Below are 21,796 nucleotides of genomic sequence, written 5' to 3' on the forward strand. Positions count from 1 at the left end.
CCGTGGATAGCGAGCCGCCCACGGGGCAGTGTGGCCAGTGCAGGCCACCGACACCGAGGAGCGAACTCATGCCACGCGGACAATTCGACATCCAGCTGCCGGACCTGTCCGGTAAGCGCGCAGTGGTGACCGGCGCCAGCGACGGCATCGGGCTGGGCATCGCCGCCCGCCTCGCCGGTGCCGGCGCCAACGTGATCATGCCGGTGCGGAACCGCGCCAAAGGTGAGGCCGCCGTGGCCTCCATCCGCGCGCGCCACCCGCGGGCGCAGCTGACCCTGGCGGCGCTGGACCTGTCCTCGCTGGCGTCGGTGGCAGCATTCGGCGACACGATGCGCACCCAGGGTGCGCCGATCCATGTGCTCGTCAACAATGCCGGGGTGATGACGCCGCCCGATCGGCAGAGCACCAGCGACGGTTTCGAATTGCAGTTCGGCACAAACCATCTGGGCCACGTCGCGCTCACCGCCCACCTGTTGCCGCTACTGGTTGCCGGTCGGGCGCGGGTGACGTCGCAGACCAGCCTGGCCGCCCGCCGCGGCGCCATCAACTGGGACGATCTCAACTGGGAGCGCGGCTATGACGGGATGGCCGCTTACCGGCAATCCAAGATCGCCGTCGGTCTGTTCGGGCTGGAACTGGACCGTCGGAGCGCCGCCGCGGGCTGGGGCATCACCAGCACCATCTCCCATCCCGGGGTTGCCCCGACCAGCCTCCTGGCAGCCCGGCCGGAGGTCGGTCGAGCCGAGGACACCCGGGGAGTTCGGATGATCCGGCGGCTCTCGCGATGGGGACTGCTGGTGGGAACGGTGGACAGCGCACAACTCCCGGCACTGCTTGCTGCCACCTCGGGCGCTCACGGCGGGTTCTTCGGACCCCAGTGGCCGGGTAACGCGGGCGGGCCTCCCGGTGCCCAAGACCTTTGGAAACCGTTGCGCGACACCGCAACCGCGTCCCGCCTGTGGGAAGCTTCGGTGCAGCTGACAGCCGTGCCGTTCGCGCCGTAGCCACCGCGGACCTGCCGAGCAGACACGAAAGTCCCCGACACGCGGCGTGTCGGGGACTTCCATGTCTGCTCGCGCTAGAAACTCGCGCCAGAGAAACTAGCTCTCCAGCGAGGCCGGCGGCAGGAAGCGGTCGCCGTACTTGGCGGCCAGATCCTTGGCACGGGCGACGAACGCCTCCTTGCCGACGCCACCGGGGCCTTCGTAGCCGACGATGAACTGATGTGAACCACCGGTGTATGGCGGGTAGCCGATACCGAAGATCGAGCCGATGTTGGCGTCAGCCGTGGACGTCAAAACGCCTTCGTCGATGCACTTCTGGGTCTCCAGCGCCTCGGCGAACAGCATCCGGTCGATCATGTCCTGCAGCGGAGGCTGCGAGGATCCGGAGTTGAACGTCTCCCGCAGGCCCGGCCACAGCTGGGTGCGCTTGCCGTCCGCGTACTCGTAGAAGCCGGCACCCTTGAGGCGCGACGGGCGACCGAGCTCGATCATCTTCTCCACGACGGCCTCGGCCGGGTGCGGCACGTAGGTGCCGCCCTCGTCCTCGACGCCCTTGCGGGACGCAACGGCGATCTTGTGCATGAGCTCGAGGTTGAGCTCATCCGAAAGCTGCAGCGGCGCCGCCGGGTAACCGGCCTGCGATCCCGCCTGCTCGATCGACGCGGGCTCGACGCCCTCCCCGAGCATGGCCAGCGCCTCGTTGACGAAGGTGCCGATCACGCGGCTGGTGAAGAAGCCACGGCTGTCGTTGACGACGATCGGGGTCTTCTTGATGGCCAGCGTGTAGTCGAACACCCGGGCCAGCGCCTCGTCAGAAGTCTTCTCGCCCTTGATGATCTCCACCAGCGGCATCTTGTCGACGGGGCTGAAGAAGTGGATGCCGATGAAGTCCTCCTGGCGCTTCACCCCGGTCGCCAGGCCGGTGATGGGCAGCGTGGAGGTGTTCGACCCGAGCAGCGCGTTGAGCTCGACGATGTCCTCGATCTCCTGGAACACCTTGTGCTTGAGTTCCTGGTTCTCGAACACGGCCTCGATCACGAAGTCGACGCCCTTGAAATCGTTGGGGTCAGCAGTCGGGGTGATCTTGGCGAGCAGTGCGGCACTCTTCTCTTCGGTGGTCTTGCCCCGCTTGAGCGCCTTGGCCTCCAAGCCCTCCGAGTACGCCTTGCCCTTCTCGGCGGCCTCGATGGTGACGTCCTTGAGCACGACGTCGTAGCCGGCCTTGGCCGACACGTAGGCGATACCGGCGCCCATCATGCCCGCGCCCAGCACACCGATCTTCTTGATCTCCTGCTTGGCGATGCCCTCGGGCCGCGACGCACCGCCGTTGATGGCCTGCAGGTCCAGGAAGAACGCCTGAATCATGTTCTTGGCGGTCTGGCCGGTGACCAGCTGGGTGAAGTAACGGCTCTCGATGCGGCTCGCGGTGTCGAAGTCGACCTGGGCACCCTCGACGGCGGCGTCGAGGATGGCGCGCGGTGCGGGCATCGGAGCGCCCTTGAGCTGCTTGCGCAGCAGCGCCGGGAACGACGGCAGGATCGCGGCGAGCGCAGGCGACGACGGGGTGCCGCCAGGCATCTTGTAGCCCTTGACGTCCCACGGCTGCTGGAAGGTGCTGTCGGGGTTGGCCTTGAGCTCTTCCTTTATCCAAGCCTTGGCGCGCGGAACCAGCTCGTCCACCGAACCGACCAGCTCGTCGACCAGACCGGTCTCCTTCGCCTTGGTCGGGTTGAAGCGGGTGCCCTGCGAAAGCACCTCCATGAACGCCTTCTGGATGCCGAACATGCGCACGGTGCGGGTGACACCGCCACCGCCGGGCAGCAGGCCCAGGGTGACCTCGGGCAGGCCGATCTGGCTGCCCTTGACGTCGGCGGCGATGCGGTGGTTACACGCCAGCGCGATCTCCAGACCGCCACCGAGCGCGGCGCCGTTGACGGCGGCGACGACGGGCTTGGGCAGGGTCTCCAGCTTGCGCAGGTCGGCCTTGATGTCCTCGACCATGGCGAACGCCTCGGCGGCGTCGTCGGGGCCGATGCTCATCATGCCCTTGAGGTCACCACCGGCGAAGAAGGTCTTCTTCGCACTGGTGATCACCACACCGGTAATCGAATCCTGCTCGGCCACAAGGCGTTCCACTGCAGCATGCATGGATTCCTTGTAGTGCTCGTTCATCACGTTGGCCGAACCGGTCGGGTCGTCCAGCGTCAGGGTGACGATGCCGTCGGCATCCTTGTCCCACTGAATGGTGTTCTCAGCCATTGTTGTTCAGCCCTCTCAGACGCGCTCGATGATGGTGGCCACACCCATGCCGCCGCCGATGCACAGCGTGACCAGGGCACGCCGAGCGCCACGACGCTCGAGCTCGTCGACCATGGTTCCGGTGATCATGGCGCCCGTGGCGCCCAGCGGGTGACCCATCGCGATGGCGCCACCGTTGACGTTGAGCTTCTCGTCCGGGATCTTGAGGTCCTTCTGGAACTTCAGCACCACCGAGGCGAACGCTTCGTTGAGCTCGAACAGGTCGATGTCGTCGACGGTCAGGCCGGCGCGGTCGAGGACCTTCTTGGTGGCGGGGGTCGGACCGGTCAGCATGATGACCGGGTCGGCGCCGCTGGTGGCGGTGGCCACGATGCGCGCCCGCGGGGTCAGGCCCTGGCTCTGGCCGGCCTTTTCCGAACCGATCAGCAGCAGGCCTGCGCCGTCGACGATGCCCGAGCTGTTGCCACCGGTGTGGACGTGGTTGATCTTCTCGACGTAGTGGTACTTCTGCAGCGCCACATCGTCGAAGCCTCCCATCGCGCCCAGGCCCTCGAAGGCCGACTTGAGCTTGCCCAGGCTCTCCACGGTGGTGCCGGGACGCATGTGCTCGTCGTGATCGAGCACGACCAGACCGTTCTGGTCCTTGACCGGGACGACGGACTTGGCGAAGTAGCCGCCGGACCAGGCCGCGGCGGCGCGCTCCTGCGAACGCGCGGCGTAGGCGTCGACGTCCTCGCGGGAGAAGCCTTCGATGGTGGCGATCAGGTCAGCGCCGATGCCCTGCGGCACGAAGCCGATGCGGTAGTTGGTCTCGGGGTCACCGGCCCAGGCGCCGCCGTCCGAACCCATCGGGACGCGGCTCATGGACTCGACGCCACCGGCCAGCACCAGGTCGTCCCAGCCGGATCGGACCTTCTGGGCGGCCAGGTTCACGGCCTCCAGGCCCGACGCGCAGAAGCGGTTGAGCTGAAAACCGCCGGTGGTCTCCGGCAGCTTGGCGACCAGGCCTGCGGTGCGCGCGATGTCGCCACCCTGATCACCGACCGGGGACACCACGCCGAGAATGACGTCGCTGATCAGCGTCTCGTCGAGGTCGGGGTAGCGGCTGCGGATCTCCTCGATCAGCCCAACCACAAGGTTGACGGGCTTGATCTCGTTGAGAGCGCCATTGCGCTGTTTGCCACGCGGCGTACGGATCGCCTCGTAAATGAAGGCTTCTTCGGACATGTGTCTGCTCCCTGCCTCTTTGCAGTCCAGGTTCAGGTATTGGGTTGCGGAACCGCCGACAGCAGTTCTCTACCGGAGGGTAACAGGATTGCAAACCAACCTGTTGGTTGGGAGACTTACGCCACACCGAATCGCGCCTGCTGCATGTGCAGACAGGCGGCGAATCAGGCAGATCGGGGCTCGGCGACCTCGTCGAGCGTCGGGTAGTCGATGTAGCCCACCGGGCCAGGCGCGTAGAACGTCGCGACGACGGGCTCATTGAGCTCGGCACCCAGCACGAGCCGGTCGATCAGATCGGGGTTGGCCAGATATGCCCGTCCGACCGCGGCCGCGCTGATCGCGCCCCACTCGGCGTACCCCTCGAGCTGGGAGAAGTCGGTGCCGGTGTCGCGGCCGGTGTTGAGCACGAAGGTCCCCGACCACAGCGCGCGCAGCACTCCGAAGATGTGCGCGCTGGGGTCGATGAGCACGTGCAGGTACGCGATGCCCAGCGGCGCGATGCGGTTGAGCAGGGCCTCGTAGGCGCTCATGTCGTTCTCATGCATGTCGCCGGCGTGGTTTCCGGGCGAGATGCGCAGGCCGACGCGGCCCGCACCGATTTCGGCGACGACAGCCTCGACGACCTCGGCGGTCAGCCGGGCCCGGTTCTCGGGCGATCCGCCGTAGGCGTCGGTGCGCTGGTTGACGACGTCGGAGGCGAATTCGTGCAGCAGGTAACCGTTGGCGCCGTGGATCTCCACGCCGTCCATCCCGGCGTCGATCGCGCGGCGCGCCGCGGCCCGGAAGTCGGCGACGATGCCGGGGATCTCCTCGATGTCGAGCGCCCGCGGGATCTCCAGCGGCTTCTTGCCGGTCGGGGTGTGGGTGAGCATGTCTGCGGCGATGGCCGAGGGCGCGACGGGCTGGGACCCGCTGATCTCCGAATGCGCCATGCGGCCGACGTGCCACAGCTGCACGAACATCTTGCCGCCTGCGTCGTGCACGGCCTGCGCGATCTCGGCCCACTTCGCCTGGTGGGCATCGGTGTAGATGCCGGGGGTGTTCATGTAGGCGCCGTTGGCTCCCCGGGAGACGGCTGTGGCCTCGGAGACGATGAGCCCCGCGGCGGCGCGCTGTGAGTAGTACTCGGCCGCCAGGTCCGACGGTGTGCCGTCCGCGGCGGCCCTGGACCGCGTGAGCGGCGCCATGAACAGACGGTTGGTGGCGAGCGTGTCACCGACCTGGATGGGCTGGAGCAGTGCGGAATCGGCGGCGAGTGTGTAAGTCACGCCTGCAGTAAGCGCCCCGCGTGCCCGTTGAATTCCCGCACTAGCCTCTTGCAACATGACTGTCACACGGCTGCGGCCCTACGCCGTCACCATCTTCGCCGAGATGTCGGCGCTGGCCACCGAGCTCGGCGCGGTGAACTTGGGCCAGGGCTTTCCCGACGAGGACGGCCCGGCCGCGATGCTCAAGATCGCGCAGGACGCCATCGCCGAAGGCATCAACCAGTACCCGCCCGGCCTCGGTATTCCCGCGCTGCGGCAGGCGATCGCCGCGCAGCGGCACCGCCATTACGGCACGGTGTACGACCCCGACACCGAGGTGTTGGTGACGGTCGGCGCCACCGAGGCCATCTCCGCCTCGCTCATCGGCCTGGTCGAACCCGGCTCCGAGGTGCTGGTGATCGAGCCGTTCTACGACTCGTACTCCCCTGTGATCGCCATGGCCGGTTGTGTGCGCCGCAATGTCCCGCTGGTCGCCGACGGGAACGGGTTCGCGATCGACCTGGCGGGCCTGCGCGCTGCGATCACGCCGAAGACCCGGGCGCTGATCCTCAACTCGCCGCACAACCCGACGGGCGCCGTGGCCTCCGATGCCGAGCTGCACGCCATCGCGGCCCTGGCCGTCGAACACGACCTGTTGGTGATCAGTGACGAGGTGTACGAGCAGCTGGTCTTTGACGGGCACACGCACCGGCCGATCGCCGACTACCCCGGGATGGCGGGGCGGACCATAACGATCTCCAGCGCGGCCAAGATGTTCAACGTCACGGGATGGAAGATCGGCTGGGCCTGTGGCGCACCGGATCTCATCGCCGGCGTGCGGGCCGCCAAGCAGTACCTGACCTATGTGGGTGGCGCCCCGTTCCAACCCGCGGTCGCCCACGGTTTGAACCACGAGGACGCCTGGGTGGCCGATCTGCGAGAGTCGTTTCAGGGCAAGCGGAACCGCTTGAGTTCAGCCCTGACCGAGATCGGGTTCGAGGTGCACGCCAGCGCGGGCACGTACTTCCTGTGTGCCGATCCGCGGCCGCTGGGCTACGACGACAGCACCGCGTTCTGCGCCGAGCTGCCACACCGGACCGGCGTGGCAGCCATCCCGATGGCGGCGTTCTGCGATGCGGAAGCACCGCACGCCGACTTGTGGAATCACCTGGTGCGCTTCGCGTTCTGCAAGCGCTACGACACGCTCGACGAAGCGATCCGGCGGTTGCAGGTACTCAAACTCTGAGCGCGGGTCACAGCTCGGCGGTGACCGCCCACAGCGCTTCGAGGTCGGCGGGCTCGGCTCGCAGCGGGCTGAGTACGACGTCGGTCGCCCCGGCATCGCGGTAGGTCTGCACCTGCGCCCGCACCTGGGCGGCTGATCCGACCGCAGCGAGGTCGGCCACGTTGGCCACGCCCTCCCGGGCGATGACCTTCTGGTACGACGGGATGCTCTGGTAGAACTCCAGGCGCTCGGCAGCCAGCTCGCGCGCACTCGTCGCATCGTCGGACACCAGCGCGGGCACCATCGCGATGATCCGTGGCTGCGCGCGCCCGGCCGCCTCGGCCGCGGCGCTGATGGTCGGGACGATGAACTCCCCCACGGTCCGGGGCCCCGCGAGATACGGCATGGTGCCGTCGGCGAGTTCACCGGTCACCTGCAGGGCTGCGGGTCCCATCGCCGCGACGTACACCGGAATCGGCGTGCCCCCACCAACGTGGACCGGCCACTGCGGGGCGGCGCTGAACTGCTCGCCCCGGTAGTCGACGACACCGTCGTCGAAGATGGCCCGCAGCACGGTGAGGTGTTCACGCAGCCGCTGCACGGGCTTGGGCCAGTCGGTGCCGAAAGCCTGGCGCTCGGGATGGTGGGCACCCAGGCCGAGACCGAGGCTGAAGCGCCCGTGCGACGCGGCCTGCGCGGTCTGCGCCGCGGACGCCACGAGCAGCGGGTGGCGGGGGTTGATCGGCACCACCGAGGTCCCCACCCCGAGCCCGGGTACCGCGGCCCCGATCAGCGCGGACAGCGTGATGGCGTCGATGTCGAACTGCTGGGCCAGCCACACGTGGCGGACGCCGGCCTCATGGGCGCGGCGGGCCTGGGCGATCGCGTCGTCGACGACGTTGGCAGCATCGGGATTGACCCGGAGAACGATTCCTGTCGGCATGTCCGCACCAACCGGCCATGCCGAGCCAGCTATTCCGTTCTACGCAGGCTGAGCCAATCCCATGACGCGCTGGCGCAAGCGGTCTAATGCCACGTAGAGCACCAACTTCTTGGCCCGCCGCACGATGAACTCGGGAAGCGGCACGGACACGTCGACGGTGATGTCGAACCGCACCCGGGTCTGGTCGATCTCCGGAGTGAGGTTGTACTCGACGTGCTGACCGCGCTGCTGCAGGTTCTCCTCGGCGTCCCACACCATCCAGGTGTCGCCCCAGTGGTATTCGAGCATTTCCTTGTCGGTGATGCCCAGCAATCGCATGGTCGCGCGGACGTGATGGGGCTTGCCGTCGGGATAGCGGTCGACGATTTCGACGTGCCGGTGCACCGATGACCAGGTGGGAAGCGCATCGACATCGGCGAGGACGTTCATGATCGCCTCCGGCGGGGCGTCGAAGACGACCTCACGCGACGCGCGAACGGCCATACCTACGAATGTAGTTACTGCCGTCCCGGCTAACTGTCGGTTTCCGCCGATCCGCGCGCGACGATCACCGGGACCCGTACAGACTCCACCACCGTCGCGCTCACCGAGCCGAGCATCATGCCGACGAAGCCGCCCCTGCCCCGGGAACCGACGATCACCAGTTGGGCACCCTGCGACTGCTCCACCAACTGGCGTGCGGGCCGGTCCCGCATCAGTTCCCGGCGCACCACCACATCGGGATAGCGCTCGCACCAGCCCGCCAACTGCTCGGAGACCACCCGGTCCTCGCGAGGCGTCAGATCGGTCCACTTGACGTCGGGAAACTCGTAATCCACGTCGTGCCAGGTGTGCACCACGATGAGTTCGACGCCGCGCCGCGACGCCTCGTCGAAGGCGATCTCGGTGGCCAGTTCCGATGCGGGCGACCCGTCGACACCGACGACGATCGGGGCGTCGGCCGCGGGATGGGAATCATCGTGGATGACCGCGACCGGGCAGTGCGCATGCCGCACGAGACTGGAACTCACCGAGCCGAGCACCCGGCGGCTCCACTTGCCGAGGCCTCGGCTCCCGACGACCAGCAGGTCGGCGTGGCGCGAGCGGTCGACCAGCGTGCCGACCGTGTTGCCCGATACGACATCGGCGTCGAGCTGCAGGCGTTCCTGCCCCGCGGTGGCCTTGTTGGCGATGTCACGGGCCAGCGCCACGACCTCCTGTCCACGCTTTTGCTGCCAACCCCAGTAATCGTCGGGCAGTCCCATGTCGAGCCAGGCGGGCGAGGCGGCCACCGGCATCACATGCAGGAAGGTCAGCGGCACCCCACGCAATGCGGCATCCCGGGCGGCCCACGCCACGGCGACATCGGACGACGGCGATCCGTCGACACCGACCACGATGCCGTGCCGAACCGGCTCCTCAGACATACGAATCTCCTTTCCTGGCAGCGGTTCACTACTCGGGACTGCGGCAGATGAGCACCGGCACGGGGCTGTGGTGCAGCATGTTCAGGCTGGTCGACCCGAGCAGAGTGCCGACCACGGCGCCCCGGCCCCTGGTTCCCACCACGATCAGTTGAGCATCGGAAGCGTGCTGTAGGAGCGCTTTTCCCGGGGATCCCAGTTCGACGAAGCACTGCGCCTCGACCGACGGGTGCTTGGTGTTCTCGGCATCGACGGCCGCGGCCAGCGACACCAGCTCGGCGGCCTGCAGCCCTTCCCAGTCGATCAGGAACGGGATCGTCACGCCGGCTTCGGGTGACGGTGTCAGCGACAGTGACCGCACCGCGGTGATCGGTGCACCGAAACTGTCGGCGAGCTCGAATGCCGCAGCCAATGCCGCAGCGGCCGCCGGGCTGTCGTCGACTCCCACAACGACACGGCCATCCCCCGGTGTGACCGGGTCCCCGCGAAACGCGACCACCGGGCACGCCGCCCGCGTTGCCACCGCCAGCGACACCGAACCCAGTAGCAACGCCGCCGCCGGCGTGACCGATTTGCCGCCGAGCACCACCAGCTGCGCCGTCCGACTGGCCGCGACGAGTGCCGCGTCGGCGGGTTCGTCCACCGAGGCCGTCGTGACCGTGAGTCCCGGCCGGTCCGACCGGACCGCGTCGGCAGCGGCCTTGAGGTACAGGTCGGCGGAATCCCGCTGGTAGGACATCATCGCCGCGGTCATGGCCGCCGCCGTCTGGGTCAGATGTGCGCCGACGGTCGGCAGCGCGTACACGATGTGCAGGGGTGCGCCGAATGCGTCGGCAACGCCACCGGCCCAGCGGGCGGCGTTGATCGCCGAGTCACTGCCGTCGATTCCGACCACTACCGGTTTGTTCGAGGAAGTCATACCTCGATACTGGCCGGTGATCGGCGGGTTCTGCAGGGTCGAAAGTCCTCTGGCCGGTCAGGTCCAGCCGATGTCTTCGATGGCGGTGGTGCCCTTCGGCGGTGTGCCCGGGGTTCCGGTGGGCGTTCGGGAGAACCGGGGCGCCGGTGCGGCCTGGTCTACGCCGTCGACCGACAGCAGCGTCGAACGGGCCCGTAGGTGCTCGTTGTCCGCGGCCTCACCCCAGGTCAGCACCGGTGTCACGCAGGCGTCGGTGCCGGCGAAGATCTCGGTCCATTCGTCCCGGGTCTTGGTGGCAAAGCGTTCGGCGAGCACCGCACGCATCTCGTCGTACCGGGCCAGTTCGAACTGTCCGGGAATCTCATCGGCGGACAGTCCCAATCCGGCCAGCAGCTGCGCGAAGAACTGCGGCTCGATCGAGCCCACCGCCATGTAGCCGCCGTCGGAGGTCTCGTAGGTGCGGTAGTACGGCGCACCGCCGTCGAGCAGGAACGACTCCCGCTCGTCGCGCAGCGAGCCGGTGGCCCGCATGGTCCACATCATCTGCGCCAGCATGCTGACACCGTCGACCATCGCCGCGTCGATCACCTGGCCCTTGCCGGACTTCTCCCGCTCGTAGAGCGCCGTGACGATGCCGATCACCACGAGCATCGATCCACCTCCGAAGTCGGCGACCAGATTCAGCGGCGCGACCGGTGGACGGTCGCGGTAGCCGATGGCGCTCAGTGCTCCGGTCTGCGACAGGTAGTTGATGTCGTGTCCCGCCGTCTGCGCCAGCGGGCCGTCCTGGCCCCAGCCGGTGATGCGGGCGAAGATCAGCCGCGGGTTGACGACCTCGCATTCGGCAGGCCCGATCCCGAGCCGCTCACAGGTGCCAGGACGGAAACAGTCCAGCAGCACATCGGCTTTCGCGGCCAGTTCGAGCAGCTGATCTGGTTGCGCCTTGACGTCGAGATCCACGATGCGCTTGCCCCGGTGCAGCAGGTCGACATCCTCGGCGGGCATGGTCAGCCCGCCCGGGCGGCGTACCCGCACCACGTCGGCCCCCAGGTCGGAGAGCATCATCGCCGCGTGCGGGCCGGGGCCGATACCCCCGAGTTCGACAACTCTCACGCCATCCAAGGGGCCGGTTGTGGTCATGCGAGGCACACTAGCGGCATGCCCGAAAACGCCTACACGGTCGGTGACTATCTGCTGGACCGCCTCGCCGAGCTCGGGGTGACCGAGATCTTCGGAGTGCCCGGCGATTACCAGCTGGAATTCCTCGACCACGTCCTGGCCCACCCGCATGTGCGGTGGGTGGGTGGCGCGAACGAACTCAACGCCGGGTATGCCGCCGACGGGTACGGCCGGTTGCGCGGCATGGCGGCCCTGGTGACGACATTCGGGGTGGGCGAGCTGTCGGCCGCCAACGCCGTGGCGGGCAGCTACGCCGAACACGTGCCGGTCGTGCACATCGTCGGCGCCCCGTCCAAGGACGCGCAGGGCGCCCGCCGCATCGTGCACCACACGCTCGGTGACGGCGACTTCGACCATTTCCTGCGGATCAGCCGCGAAATCACCTGCGCCCAAGCCAATCTGGTGCCCGCCACCGCGACGCGGGAGATCGACCGCGTGCTCTCGGAGGTGCGCGAGCAGAAACGCCCTGGCTATCTGCTGATCGCGACCGACGTCGCCCGCTTCCCCACCGAACCTCCCGCCGCTCCGCTCCCGCGCTACACCGCTGGCACCAGCCCGCGTGCACTGACACTGTTCACGGCGGCCGCGGCCGAACTCATCGACAAGCACCGGATCGCGGTGCTCGCCGACTTCCTGGTGCACCGGCTGGGTTGCGTCAAGGAACTCAACGCGCTGCTGGCCGCCGACACCGTGCCGCACGCCACCCTCATGTGGGGCAAGAGCTTGGTGGACGAGAGTTCACCGAACTATGTCGGCATCTATGCCGGTGCGGCGAGCGAGGATTCGGTGCGCGAGGTGATCGAGGACGCGCCGGTGCTGGTGACCGCGGGCGTGCTGTTCACCGACATGGTCAGCGGGTTTTTCAGCCAGCGCCTGGACCCGGCCCGCACCATCGACATCGGCGCCAACCAGAGCGTCATCGCCGGTCAGGTGTACGCGCCACTGGACATGTCCGCCGCACTGGAGGCCGTCACCGCGATCCTGACCGAACGTGGGATCACCTCGCCCGAGCTCCCACCCGCACCGACCCGGACCCAGGCCCAGGCACCGGTCAGGGACGCGACGTTGACCCAGGAAGCGTTGTGGGACAGGCTCTCTCAGGCGCTGACGCCGGGCAACGTGGTGCTGGCGGATCAGGGCACGTCGTTCTACGGCATGGCGGGGCATCGGCTTCCGTCGGGCGTGACGTTCATCGGCCAACCGCTGTGGGGGTCCATCGGCTACACCCTGCCGGCCGCACTTGGAGCCGGGCTGGCCGACCGCAGTCGGCGCACGGTGCTGCTGATCGGTGACGGCGCAGCGCAATTGACGATCCAAGAACTCGGCACCTTCGGCCGCGAAGGGTTGGCGCCGGTCGTCGTGGTGGTCAACAACGACGGCTACACGGTGGAGCGGGCGATCCACGGTGTGACTGCGGCGTACAACGACATCACCGCTTGGCGCTGGTCGGACCTGCCCGCCGCGCTGGGGGTGGCCGACGCCCTGACGTTCCGGGTGTCCACCTGCGGGGAACTCGACGATGCACTCACCGCGGCGGCTGCCACCGCTGATCGCATGGTGTTCATCGAGGCGGTGCTGGCGCGGATGGACATCCCGCCGCTGCTGACCGAACTCGCGCAGTCGGCGTCAGAGGCCAATTCCCGTGGGACGTCGTAGCGACTGCCGCAAACGATGTCACATTCCGTCGAGTCGCGGTGTCTAGAGGACGTAAGCCCGATCGACGAAGGAGCGCACCATGGATGCCCGACTGAACATCTTCGAAAACGCGACCGCCGCCAAGATGATCAAGCACGTCACCTCGGCAGGCAAAGTCGTCACGACCTCGACTTTGCCTGAGGCGACACAACAATTGGTGGCCTTGCGGATCAGCCAGATCAACGGCTGCGCGTTCTGCACCGATATGCACACCAAGGACGCCACGCTCGCCGGGCAGACCCCGACCCGGCTTCACCTGGTGGCGGTCTGGCGGGAGGCCACGGTCTTCACCGAAGCCGAACGCGCCGCATTGGAGTTGGCCGAGCAGGGCACTCGCATCGCCGACGCAGCGGGCGGCGTGTCCGATGAGGTCTGGGCGAATGCCGTCAAACACTACGACGAGGACCAGCTCGTCGCGTTGGTGTGCCTCATCGCGTTCATGAACACCGTGAACCGGCTCAACGTCATCATCCAGCAGCCGGCAGGCGACTACCAGCCCGGACAATTCGCCGCGCAGGCGTCCTAGCTAGCCGCCTTTCTTGACCTTCAACACCTGCTTGCGCAGGCCGTCGGTGGCGGTTTCGGTGCCGCCCTTCATGGCCCGCTTGAGGATGAAGCCCGGCAGCGGCACCGCCAGATCGATGGTGATGTCGAACTTGACCCTGGTCTTGTCGCCGTCGGGCGTCAGGGTGTAGCTGGCGTCCTGTTTCTTGAGCTGCGTGGCCCGGATCAGCGTCCAGCTCACCTTGTTCTCGGCCCAGGTGTATTCGATCACCTGGGTGTCGGTGATCCCGGCGGCCTTGATCGTCATCTTCACCCGACGCGGCCTGCCGTCCTCGTAGGTGTCCATGACCTCAGCGCTCTGGTACTGCGGAGACCAGGAGGGGGTTGCGTCGATGTCGGCGACGACGTCGAGGATCTCCTGCGGGGTCGCTTCGATCACTACTTCGCGGGAATCGCTGGTTGCCATGCGGGGAGGGTACTCGGACTACGCTCGCCGACATGACCAGTGCCGTAGATCCGACCGTGCCGCCCAGTGGCGCCGGATGTGTGGAATGCGATGCAGCGGGCGGTTGGTGGGTGCACCTGCGTCGGTGTGCGGCGTGCGGACACATCGGATGCTGCGACGATTCGCTGTCGCGCCACGCGTCGGCGCACTGGCAGGAGACCGGTCATCCAATCATCCGCTCATTCGAGCCAGGCGAAGACTGGTTCTGGGACTACTCGTCCAATCAGTACTACGACGGCCCTGAACTCGCCCCGCCCGAAAACCACCCCACCGACCAGCCCGTGCCCGGACCCCAGGGCCGCGTGCCTGCCGATTGGGCGCAACAACTGCGCGCCCGTTAGCCCAGGCTCACACTCAAATCGCTTGCCGCACAGGCATTTCACAGCCGGTGGTGGACGGCCGGCGCGTGCGGTGGGCAGATCGGCCAGCCTCGGACCGGTGCGCGTGAACCGAAAACCGGCGATTCGTAAATCGGCTCGCCGCAGGGCGTCAACGGCTATGGTGCGGAGGGTTTGCCCGCGCTGCCGGGGATATGCTTAGGCGTAGATCCATCGCGATATTGCTGATGTTGCAGCTGGGCCGGCGTCTCGGATGAATCGAGGTAACGATGGCCGATGTCGATCCGTTCGCGACGCAGCACGATATTTCGGGCTCCGTCACGGCAGATTTGGCAGCGGCCGGATTCGAAGACGCCGTCGAGATCGGCCGCGGTGGTTTCGGCGTCGTCTACCGCTGCACCCAGCCCTCGCTCGACCGCACCGTGGCGGTCAAGGTCCTCACGGCCGACCTGGATGAAGAGAACTGTGCGCGGTTCTATCGCGAGCAGCGCGCGGTCGGCCGGATGACGGGACATCCCAACATCGTCTACGTCCTCGAGGTGGGCACCACCGACAACGGCCATCCCTACCTCGTCATGCCCTACCACCCCCAGGACTCGCTGCACTCGCGGATCCGCGGGCACGGTCCGCTGCCGCTCAAAGATGTGTTGCGGCTCGGGGTGAAACTGGCAGGCGCCCTGGAGACCGCGCATCGCCTGGGCATCGTGCATCGCGACGTCAAGCCGGGAAACGTCCTGCTCACCGATTACGGCGAGCCGGCCCTGACCGACTTCGGCATCGCGCACGTCGCGGGAGGTTTCGAGACCGCCAGCGGTGTCGTGACGGGTTCCCCGGCGTTCGCCGCACCGGAGACCATCCTGGGCCATGCGCCGACCCCGGCCGCCGACGTCTACGGCCTGGGTGCGACCCTGTTCGCGGCGCTCACCGGTCACGCCGCCTACGAACGGCGCAGCGGTGAACAGGTGGTGGCCCAGTTCATGAGGATCACCAACGAGCCCGTTCCGAACCTTCGGGAACACGGCATTCCCGAGGACGTCAGCGTGATCATCGAACAAGCGATGTCCGCCGACCCGGAACACCGACCATCGGCTGCGGAACTGGGCCACAACCTGCGTGAGGCCCAACGCCACCATGGCTTCGCGGTCGACGAGATGCCCGTGCAGGCCGAACTGGGGGCGGCTGGGCAGGACACGACGTGGAAACCCGAGTCACCGTCGGGTGCGCGCCCCAAGGGCAACCTTCCGGCCGAACTCACGAATTTCATCGGACGACGACGTGCCATCGCCAAGATCAAGCGGCTGCTCTCGACCTCGCGGCTGGTCACCCTCACCGGCGTCGGCGGTGCGGGCAAGACCCGGCTGTCTCAGCGAGTCGCCGCGGATCTGCAACGCACCTTTCCCGACGGCGTGTGGTTCGTGGAGCTGGCGGAGCTCAAGGACGAGGCCCTGCTCGCCCAAACCATCGCGAGCACTCTCGGGCTACACAACCGCAGCGGACGATTGCCCACCCCTGCCCTGGTGGAGTATCTGTCGGACCGAAACCTGCTGCTCGTGCTGGACAACTGCGAGCACCTGCGCGACGCCTGCGCCGTGATCGCCGAGGCGGTGCTCTACGGCGCGGCCGGGGTACGCATCCTCGCCACCAGCAGGCAGGCCCTCGGGCTCACCGGGGAACACATCTTCCAGATTCCGACGATGTCGATGCCCGACGAGGCGCGGCTGCCACCGGACGAACTCGGCCAGTACGAGGCGGTCACGCTGTTCGTCGACCGGGCGACCGCGGTGCAGCCGGAGTTCGCGCTCAACGAGGGCAACGCCGAGACGATCTCGCGCATCTGCCAGCGGCTGGACGGCATCCCGCTGGCCATCGAACTGACGGCGGTGCGGCTTCGCGCCCTGTCCCCCACCGAGATCCTGCATCGGCTCGAGGACCGCTTCCGGCTGCTCACCGGCGGCAGCCCGGGGGTGCTGCCCCGGCATCAAACGCTGCGGGCATCGCTCGAATGGAGCCATGCGCTGTGCTCGGAGCAGGAGAGGCTGCTGTGGGCGCGGCTGTCGGTGTTCGCCGGCGGATTCACCCTGTCCGCGGCGGAAGCGATCTGCTCGAGCGACGAACTCGACGAGTGGGACGTGCTCGGTGTGCTGGAGACGTTGGTGGACAAGTCGATCGTGATCGCCGAACAGGTCGACGATCACCTGCGGTACCGATTGCTGGAGACCATCCGCCAGTACGGACTGGAGCGGCTGCGTGCCGGCGGCGGAGAGCAGGCGCAGCGCAGACGCCACCGTGACTACTTCGCCGACCTGGTCGAACAGGCCCGCGCGAACTGGCTGGGCCCCGAGCAGGCGCGGCGGCTCAGTGCGCTGCAGCATGAACACGGCAACCTCCGTGCCGCGCTCGAGTTCTGCTTCACGGAACCGGACGAGGCCGCACCCGGCCTGCAGATGGCCAGCGCGTTGTGGTTTTTCTGGATCGCGACCGGGTTGACCAGCGAAGGTCGCCGCTGGCTGGAACGCGGGCTCGCACTGGACAAGGAGCCCAGCGAAATTCGCGCCCGGGCGCTGTGGGTCGCCGGATACCTGTGCACGCTCGAAGAGAACATCGCCGCAGCCGGGGCGCTGCTCCAGGAGTGCGTGCCGCTCGCCGGGCAGCTCGGCGACGCCGATGCGGCCGCGTGGGCCGTACAGCTGGACGGGATGACGAAGATGTCCCAGGGCGACCTGCCCGCAGCGCGGCGTCTGCTCGCCGAGGCGCTTGACCAGCACCACGCCACCGGCAGCAGGCTCGGCACCCTCGACACCAGCTTCTACCTCGTCGGTGTCACCGCGTTGCTCGGCGACACGGAGTCGGCCATGCAGGTCTGTACCGACGCCGTCACGTTGTGCGACAGCCTCGGCGAGCGCTGGCTGAAGTCGTACATGCTGTGGGACCGCGCGCTCGTCGCGTGGCTGCACGGCGACGTCGCAGGGGCCGCCGAATCGGCGCGGGACAGCATGCGACTGGCCCGTGAGTTCAGTGAGCAGTGGGTGATCGCCTTCTGCCTGGAGATCCTGGCCTGGGCAGCCGGCGGCGAGCCGGTGCCCGAGCGCGCGGCCCGGCTGCTCGGTGCGGCCGACCGGTTGTGGCGTCGGACCGGAGCACCGCTGTTCGGCATGCGCCATCTCGTCTCGGTGCACGATCAGCAGCAGGAGCGGGTCCAGAAAGCCCTGGGACGCAAGGTATATGACGCGGAGTTCGGGCGCGGCCACCAGATGCACACCGACGCCGCGATCCGGTATGCACTCGACGAACGCGCGCCGGCGACAGCCGCACCGCGGCCGGACGGTGCGCTGACCCGACGGGAAAACGAGGTCGCCGCCCTGATCGCCGAAGGCAAGACCAACAAGGAAATCGCCGCGAAGCTGTTGATCGCGCGCCGCACCGTGGAGGCCCATATCGAGCACATTCTCGGCAAGCTGGGCTTCATCTCCCGCACCCAGATCGCGGTATGGGTTGTCGAGCAGCGCGAAAAGGGTTCCGGGACACCCTGAGCGTCAGTGGCGCCGGAACCGTTGGGCCAGTTGCTCGTCGGCTTCCCACCACAGCGCGGGCCGGGCCGGTTCCTCGGCGGCCTCGGTTTCCCTGGGTTCGTCGACCGTGTCGGTTTCCTTGGTTTTCTCGGCCTCGGCAGCTTCGGCGCGGTCCAGCTCGGCGTCGACCTCGGCGGCATGTGCCTTCTCATCAGCCGACAGCGCCCGCATCAACACGATGAGGAACGGCACCCCCAGCACGTCGCCGAGAATCCACAGCACGCCCGCGCCGATCACCTGGTCCATCCGCGCGCTCGGACCCCAATCCCGGTGCAGTGCCGCGTAGTACGCGGGAGCGATCAACGGGCCGAGCCACAGCACGATGCCGAGGACGCCGTCGCCGATCGACTCCACCACACTGATCAGCAACGAGATCAGCTGGGAGTACCGCCGGGGCACCGGATCGGCCTGCAGGCGGGCATAGAAGTAGCCGAAACCGATGAGCACCAACAGTATTCGCGTGGCCGCCGCCACTGCGAGCTGCTGCAACGCGGCGGTGTACCACGGCGTCAGGTACAGCAGCCAGGGCGTACCCAGCATGGCGATCGACGTGGTGGCCGGGTGCAGCAGCACCCGCGCGACCCGACCCGCCAGCAGCCGATCCAGCCTGTCTCGTCCTGCGGCGGGCAGGCTGGCGCGCAAGGCGGTGACCGGCGTCGCCGAGGCCAGGAAAAACGGGACCACCAGCAGCAGCAGCACCACCTGCAGGGCCCGCACCCAGAACAGCACGTACGCGTAGACCCCGACCATGCTGACCGTGGCCAGCAGCCAGAGCACCATGGAGACGCCGAAACACCACACGGGCCTGCCGCGCAGACCGCTGCGCCGGACACACCACCCGTAACCGACCGCCAGCGCCAGCACCACGACCACCGACACCGCGTCGAACTGCCACGACGTCAGGACGGCCTGCAATGTCAGGGGTCCGACCTCGGTTCGCATGGGCGACAGTATGCGACCGGTACCTGTCAGTGAGCCGTGTGTCGACTGTCAGGCGGTGTCGGCGAGAACAGCTTTGGCGGCATTGTAGCCGGGGATGAAGGTGATGCCGGGCCCGCCGTGGCAACCGGCGCTCCCGAGATAGAGGCCGGCCACGGGAATCGGCTGGTCGACGTGGCCGCGCGGGCCGGGGCGGTTACGGCCCATCTGTTCGGGGTGGATCAGGCCGTGGCAGTAGTCCCCGCCGGGTGCGCCGAACATGGTGCCCATATGGCGGGGCGTGAAGGTCGTGTGCAGCACGATCCGGCTTTCGAAATCCGGCGCCAGCCGGGTGATCTTGTCGATGACCCGTCGGCCCATCTCGGCTTTCAGCTCGCCGTAGCTCGACGCGGATTCCTCGACGGGGAACCACAGCGCGAACGCGGAGGCCGCATGCTTGCCCGCGGGCGCCAGGGTCGGGTCGTGCGCCGACGGGATCTGGAAGGCGACGGCCGGATCGTCGGGGACGATGCCCTTCCTGGCGTTCAACCACTGCTGCTGAAGCTCCTCAGGTGTGCTGAAAATCCCGATGGCCGCTTGCATTTCGGGATCATTGAGCAACTCGTACGGCGCGGCGAAGGTGGGTGCCCCGTCGAGTGCGAAGTGCATCTGCAGGTAGCTGCCTCGATGGTCGACGCGGGCGAACCGGTCCCGCATCTCGCTGGGCACGGCGTCGGAGGCGAGCAGCCGGTTGACGGTGAGGTCCGGGGCAACGGCGGAGACCACCACGGGCGCGCTGACGGTCGACCCGTCCGCCAGCCGTACGCCGGTGACGCGACCGGTGTCGACGAGAATCTCCGCGACCGCGGCGTTGAGCCGCACTTCCCCGCCGGCGTCGGTCAGCAGTGCGTACAGATGTTCGGTGAGCGCACCGATACCGCCCGCGAGTTTCTTCATCAGCATGGCGTTCTCGTCGGGTACCGCCAGCCCGTAGGCCAATGCCGCAGCGCTGCCGGGGGTTTCGGGGCCGCGGTAGGTGGTGTTGACAGCCAGGAAGGCCAGCATGCCGCGCAGCGCGCCGTGTTTCTCGCGGTCCGGCAGGTAGCGGTCCAGCACGTCGCTGACCGACCCGAACAGCAGATCGTCGATCGCAGAACGTTCGAGTTCGGTTGTGGCGCAGGCATACATCTCGTCGATGCTGCGCGGCGGGCGGGCGGCGTCGAAGCGACCCAACGCGCGCGTGGGCGCCTGGCTCCAGGCCATCAGCCCGGCCATGCCCATCACGGCGTCCGCGCCGTGCACCTCGCCCAGGTGGGTGAGCATCTTCATGGGATCGGCGTAGTAGATCACCGGCGCATCCCCGGTGCCGCGCAACGACACCGACATCACCTCGAGGTCGACGGTCGGCAGCGTCTCGAGGCCGAGTTCGCGGCTCACCACCGCCGAGGTGGGGAATTGCAGCGATCCGGCGATCTCGAACCGGTAGCCGTCGAACAGCTCGACCGTGGACGCCATGCCGCCGGCGTAGCGCTTGGCCTCCAAACACACGGTGTGCAGGCCGGCGCGCTGCAGCAGCGCCGCGGCCGTCAGCCCGTTGTGGCCGGAGCCGATGACGATCGCGTCGAAGTCCGCCATCGGCTGAGGCTGGCACGGTCACCATGTTTTGTCAATAATGACAAAACATCAGGCGTCGGTCGGGATGACACCGTCCCGCAACGACTCCAGCGCAGCCCGGCACAACCGCGCCAGCTCCGGTAGCGACCGCTCACCCGCCTCGTCACCGAGCATCCAGAACTCCATCGCGCCGAACACCGCCGCGGCGATGCAGCGCGCGGCCACCGTGAGCCGCAACTGATCGTCCACACCCGGCCCCGGCGGGTCGTCGTGCGCGAGCCGCTCTCGGACCGCCTCGGCGAAATCCACCTCGACCTGCCGGATGTGCCGGACGATCCGGCCGGGGTCGAGCTCGGCCGCCCGCATCGCGGCGATCTTGGTCACCGCGTCAACGTCGTACGGGAAAGCCAGGATTGCCGATTGCACGGAGTCGATCACCGATTCGCCGGGCGGTCGGTCGGCCAGCGCGGCGCGAAACCAGTGCAGCCCGGCGTCGTAGTCGGCGAACAGCAGATCGTGCTTGGAAGTGAAGTGCCGGTAGAAGGTCCTCAGCGACACCCCGGCGTCCGCGGCGATCTGCTCGGCCGAGGTTTCCTCGACGCCCTGGGCCAGGAACCGCACCAGCGCAGCCTGCCGCAGCGCCTCGCGGGTGCGTTCGCTGCGCGCCGTCTGTGCCGGCCGGACCATGCGGGTAACGTACCGCATCCCAGTAATGTCAATATTGACAAAACTTTCCTCGCGTGGTGACACTCGGCTATGGTCTCGCTGATCGTCCACGCGGCTTTGGGCATCATCACCATCGTGCTGATCGTCCGGTTGAACCCGGCGGTCTTCACCCGCGTCCCAGCAGGCCCGAAGGTGTCGACGCTGGAGGCCGTGTTCTACGTCGTCGGCATCGCGTCACTCCCGCTGACCTGGTATTTCAACATTCGCTACGTCTACGAATACGCCGCCAACCCCTTCTGGGGACAGGGCTCCTGGGGTGAGTTCCTGCGGCTCGGATACACCAACCCCGCCGCGGGGTCCGCGAGCTCCGACTACACCGTAGGCAACGTCATCCTGCTCCCGCTGTTCACCATCATCGACGGCCGCAGACGCGGAATCCGGTATCCCTGGCTGTATTTCGTGTCCAGCCTGTTCACCAACTTCGCCTTCGCCTGGGCGTTCTACCTCGCCACCGCCGAACGGCAACGCCGCCACCAGGAATCGGGGGTCGCCGTCGGCTGAGCCCGGCCCTCGACGCGCAA

General features: G+C 67.8%; 19 protein-coding genes. 7 read left to right on the top strand and 12 right to left on the bottom strand.

Annotated features, from left to right (window positions below; all coding sequences use genetic code 11):
* Positions 1-68: 68 nt before the first annotated feature.
* Positions 69-1,004: an SDR family oxidoreductase gene (locus tag BTO20_RS30200; protein ID WP_087079560.1), complete on the top strand. Its 936-nt coding sequence runs from the start codon at positions 69-71 to the stop codon at positions 1,002-1,004.
* Between the two features lie 96 nt (positions 1,005-1,100).
* Here BTO20_RS30200 and BTO20_RS30205 read toward each other — a convergent pair whose 3' ends face one another.
* The 3 genes from BTO20_RS30205 to BTO20_RS30215 form a co-directional block, all read right to left on the bottom strand.
* Complete coding sequence (locus BTO20_RS30205; protein ID WP_087079561.1) at positions 1,101-3,263, bottom strand: 3-hydroxyacyl-CoA dehydrogenase NAD-binding domain-containing protein; 2,163 nt, start codon at positions 3,261-3,263, stop codon at positions 1,101-1,103.
* A gap of 15 nt (positions 3,264-3,278) precedes the next feature.
* Positions 3,279-4,490, bottom strand: a complete 1,212-nt coding sequence (locus BTO20_RS30210) for an acetyl-CoA C-acetyltransferase (RefSeq protein WP_087079562.1) — start codon at positions 4,488-4,490, stop codon at positions 3,279-3,281.
* Positions 4,491-4,654: 164 nt separating this feature from the next.
* Entirely contained in the window at positions 4,655-5,758 is a 1,104-nt protein-coding gene (locus tag BTO20_RS30215) for an alkene reductase (RefSeq protein WP_087079563.1), read from the bottom strand.
* 55 nt (positions 5,759-5,813) lie between these two features.
* Between BTO20_RS30215 and BTO20_RS30220 the strand changes: the two genes are divergently transcribed.
* Positions 5,814-6,983 carry a pyridoxal phosphate-dependent aminotransferase gene (locus BTO20_RS30220; protein WP_087079564.1) on the top strand — a complete coding sequence of 390 codons (1,170 nt, stop codon included), beginning with the start codon at positions 5,814-5,816 and terminating at the stop codon, positions 6,981-6,983.
* 7 nt (positions 6,984-6,990) lie between these two features.
* Here the strand turns inward: BTO20_RS30220 and BTO20_RS30225 are convergent, their stop codons facing one another.
* From BTO20_RS30225 to BTO20_RS30245, 5 genes are read right to left on the bottom strand one after another with little or no spacing between them, the layout of a single operon-like run.
* Entirely contained in the window at positions 6,991-7,905 is a 915-nt protein-coding gene (locus BTO20_RS30225) for an LLM class F420-dependent oxidoreductase (protein ID WP_087079565.1), read from the bottom strand.
* Between the two features lie 39 nt (positions 7,906-7,944).
* Positions 7,945-8,388, bottom strand: coding sequence for an SRPBCC family protein (locus BTO20_RS30230; RefSeq protein WP_087079566.1), 444 nt, complete (start codon positions 8,386-8,388; stop codon positions 7,945-7,947).
* A gap of 29 nt (positions 8,389-8,417) precedes the next feature.
* Positions 8,418-9,311 (bottom strand): universal stress protein, encoded by an 894-nt coding sequence (locus tag BTO20_RS30235; protein ID WP_087079567.1) that lies wholly within the window; start codon positions 9,309-9,311, stop codon positions 8,418-8,420.
* A 28-nt stretch (positions 9,312-9,339) separates the two neighbouring features.
* On the bottom strand, positions 9,340-10,227 hold the full coding sequence (locus BTO20_RS30240; protein WP_087079568.1) for a universal stress protein: 888 nt from the start codon (positions 10,225-10,227) through the stop codon (positions 9,340-9,342).
* A 57-nt stretch (positions 10,228-10,284) separates the two neighbouring features.
* A complete protein-coding gene (locus BTO20_RS30245; protein ID WP_087079569.1) occupies positions 10,285-11,367 on the bottom strand; it encodes a CaiB/BaiF CoA transferase family protein in 1,083 nt (360 codons plus the stop codon).
* A gap of 18 nt (positions 11,368-11,385) precedes the next feature.
* On the opposite strand from BTO20_RS30245, the gene BTO20_RS30250 reads away from it, so the two are divergent.
* Together BTO20_RS30250 and BTO20_RS30255 are read left to right on the top strand one after the other, a co-directional pair.
* Positions 11,386-13,062, top strand: coding sequence for an alpha-keto acid decarboxylase family protein (locus tag BTO20_RS30250; protein ID WP_087079570.1), 1,677 nt, complete (start codon positions 11,386-11,388; stop codon positions 13,060-13,062).
* Positions 13,063-13,141: 79 nt separating this feature from the next.
* Positions 13,142-13,627: a carboxymuconolactone decarboxylase family protein gene (locus BTO20_RS30255; RefSeq protein WP_087079571.1), complete on the top strand. Its 486-nt coding sequence runs from the start codon at positions 13,142-13,144 to the stop codon at positions 13,625-13,627.
* On the opposite strand, the gene BTO20_RS30260 is transcribed toward BTO20_RS30255, so the two are convergent.
* Positions 13,628-14,071, bottom strand: a complete 444-nt coding sequence (locus BTO20_RS30260) for an SRPBCC family protein (protein ID WP_064942269.1) — start codon at positions 14,069-14,071, stop codon at positions 13,628-13,630. It abuts the gene before it with no gap.
* A 32-nt stretch (positions 14,072-14,103) separates the two neighbouring features.
* Here BTO20_RS30260 and BTO20_RS30265 point away from each other — a divergent pair, with 32 nt between their 5' ends.
* Both BTO20_RS30265 and BTO20_RS30270 read left to right on the top strand, forming a co-directional pair.
* A complete protein-coding gene (locus BTO20_RS30265; protein ID WP_087079572.1) occupies positions 14,104-14,451 on the top strand; it encodes a UBP-type zinc finger domain-containing protein in 348 nt (115 codons plus the stop codon).
* A gap of 266 nt (positions 14,452-14,717) precedes the next feature.
* A complete protein-coding gene (locus BTO20_RS30270) occupies positions 14,718-17,978 on the top strand; it encodes a protein kinase domain-containing protein (protein ID WP_087079573.1) in 3,261 nt (1,086 codons plus the stop codon).
* Between the two features lie 3 nt (positions 17,979-17,981).
* Here the strand turns inward: BTO20_RS30270 and BTO20_RS30275 are convergent, their stop codons facing one another.
* From BTO20_RS30275 to BTO20_RS30285, 3 genes are read right to left on the bottom strand one after another with little or no spacing between them, the layout of a single operon-like run.
* Positions 17,982-18,959 (bottom strand): cytochrome c oxidase assembly protein, encoded by a 978-nt coding sequence (locus BTO20_RS30275; RefSeq protein WP_087079574.1) that lies wholly within the window; start codon positions 18,957-18,959, stop codon positions 17,982-17,984.
* A 48-nt stretch (positions 18,960-19,007) separates the two neighbouring features.
* The gene (locus BTO20_RS30280) at positions 19,008-20,570 is read right to left on the bottom strand and encodes a phytoene desaturase family protein (RefSeq protein WP_087079575.1); all 1,563 of its coding nucleotides are present in this window, start codon (positions 20,568-20,570) and stop codon (positions 19,008-19,010) included.
* A 48-nt stretch (positions 20,571-20,618) separates the two neighbouring features.
* Positions 20,619-21,236 (bottom strand): TetR/AcrR family transcriptional regulator, encoded by a 618-nt coding sequence (locus BTO20_RS30285; RefSeq protein ID WP_087079576.1) that lies wholly within the window; start codon positions 21,234-21,236, stop codon positions 20,619-20,621.
* Positions 21,237-21,305: 69 nt separating this feature from the next.
* On the opposite strand from BTO20_RS30285, the gene BTO20_RS30290 reads away from it, so the two are divergent.
* On the top strand, positions 21,306-21,776 hold the full coding sequence (locus tag BTO20_RS30290; RefSeq protein WP_087079577.1) for a DUF2834 domain-containing protein: 471 nt from the start codon (positions 21,306-21,308) through the stop codon (positions 21,774-21,776).
* Positions 21,777-21,796: the final 20 nt, after the last annotated feature.

This window comes from Mycobacterium dioxanotrophicus, from assembly GCF_002157835.1.
In the GTDB taxonomy this organism is placed as follows: Bacteria; Actinomycetota; Actinomycetes; order Mycobacteriales; family Mycobacteriaceae; genus Mycobacterium; species Mycobacterium dioxanotrophicus.

What these genes read in the sequence shown, in the direction of transcription:
- BTO20_RS30225 (WP_087079565.1), bottom strand. Translation starts at nt 7,905, where the DNA reads ATGCCGACAGGAATCGTTCTCCGGGTCAATCCCGATGCTGCCAACGTC.
- BTO20_RS30250 (WP_087079570.1), top strand. Translation starts at nt 11,386, where the DNA reads ATGCCCGAAAACGCCTACACGGTCGGTGACTATCTGCTGGACCGCCTC.
- BTO20_RS30220 (WP_087079564.1), top strand. Translation starts at nt 5,814, where the DNA reads ATGACTGTCACACGGCTGCGGCCCTACGCCGTCACCATCTTCGCCGAG.
- BTO20_RS30200 (WP_087079560.1), top strand. Translation starts at nt 69, where the DNA reads ATGCCACGCGGACAATTCGACATCCAGCTGCCGGACCTGTCCGGTAAG.
- BTO20_RS30280 (WP_087079575.1), bottom strand. Translation starts at nt 20,570, where the DNA reads ATGGCGGACTTCGACGCGATCGTCATCGGCTCCGGCCACAACGGGCTG.
- BTO20_RS30285 (WP_087079576.1), bottom strand. Translation starts at nt 21,236, where the DNA reads ATGGTCCGGCCGGCACAGACGGCGCGCAGCGAACGCACCCGCGAGGCG.
- BTO20_RS30265 (WP_087079572.1), top strand. Translation starts at nt 14,104, where the DNA reads ATGACCAGTGCCGTAGATCCGACCGTGCCGCCCAGTGGCGCCGGATGT.
- BTO20_RS30240 (WP_087079568.1), bottom strand. Translation starts at nt 10,227, where the DNA reads ATGACTTCCTCGAACAAACCGGTAGTGGTCGGAATCGACGGCAGTGAC.
- BTO20_RS30260 (WP_064942269.1), bottom strand. Translation starts at nt 14,071, where the DNA reads ATGGCAACCAGCGATTCCCGCGAAGTAGTGATCGAAGCGACCCCGCAG.
- BTO20_RS30230 (WP_087079566.1), bottom strand. Translation starts at nt 8,388, where the DNA reads ATGGCCGTTCGCGCGTCGCGTGAGGTCGTCTTCGACGCCCCGCCGGAG.
- BTO20_RS30245 (WP_087079569.1), bottom strand. Translation starts at nt 11,367, where the DNA reads ATGACCACAACCGGCCCCTTGGATGGCGTGAGAGTTGTCGAACTCGGG.
- BTO20_RS30270 (WP_087079573.1), top strand. Translation starts at nt 14,718, where the DNA reads ATGGCCGATGTCGATCCGTTCGCGACGCAGCACGATATTTCGGGCTCC.
- BTO20_RS30235 (WP_087079567.1), bottom strand. Translation starts at nt 9,311, where the DNA reads ATGTCTGAGGAGCCGGTTCGGCACGGCATCGTGGTCGGTGTCGACGGA.
- BTO20_RS30275 (WP_087079574.1), bottom strand. Translation starts at nt 18,959, where the DNA reads ATGCGAACCGAGGTCGGACCCCTGACATTGCAGGCCGTCCTGACGTCG.
- BTO20_RS30255 (WP_087079571.1), top strand. Translation starts at nt 13,142, where the DNA reads ATGGATGCCCGACTGAACATCTTCGAAAACGCGACCGCCGCCAAGATG.
- BTO20_RS30210 (WP_087079562.1), bottom strand. Translation starts at nt 4,490, where the DNA reads ATGTCCGAAGAAGCCTTCATTTACGAGGCGATCCGTACGCCGCGTGGC.
- BTO20_RS30290 (WP_087079577.1), top strand. Translation starts at nt 21,306, where the DNA reads ATGGTCTCGCTGATCGTCCACGCGGCTTTGGGCATCATCACCATCGTG.
- BTO20_RS30205 (WP_087079561.1), bottom strand. Translation starts at nt 3,263, where the DNA reads ATGGCTGAGAACACCATTCAGTGGGACAAGGATGCCGACGGCATCGTC.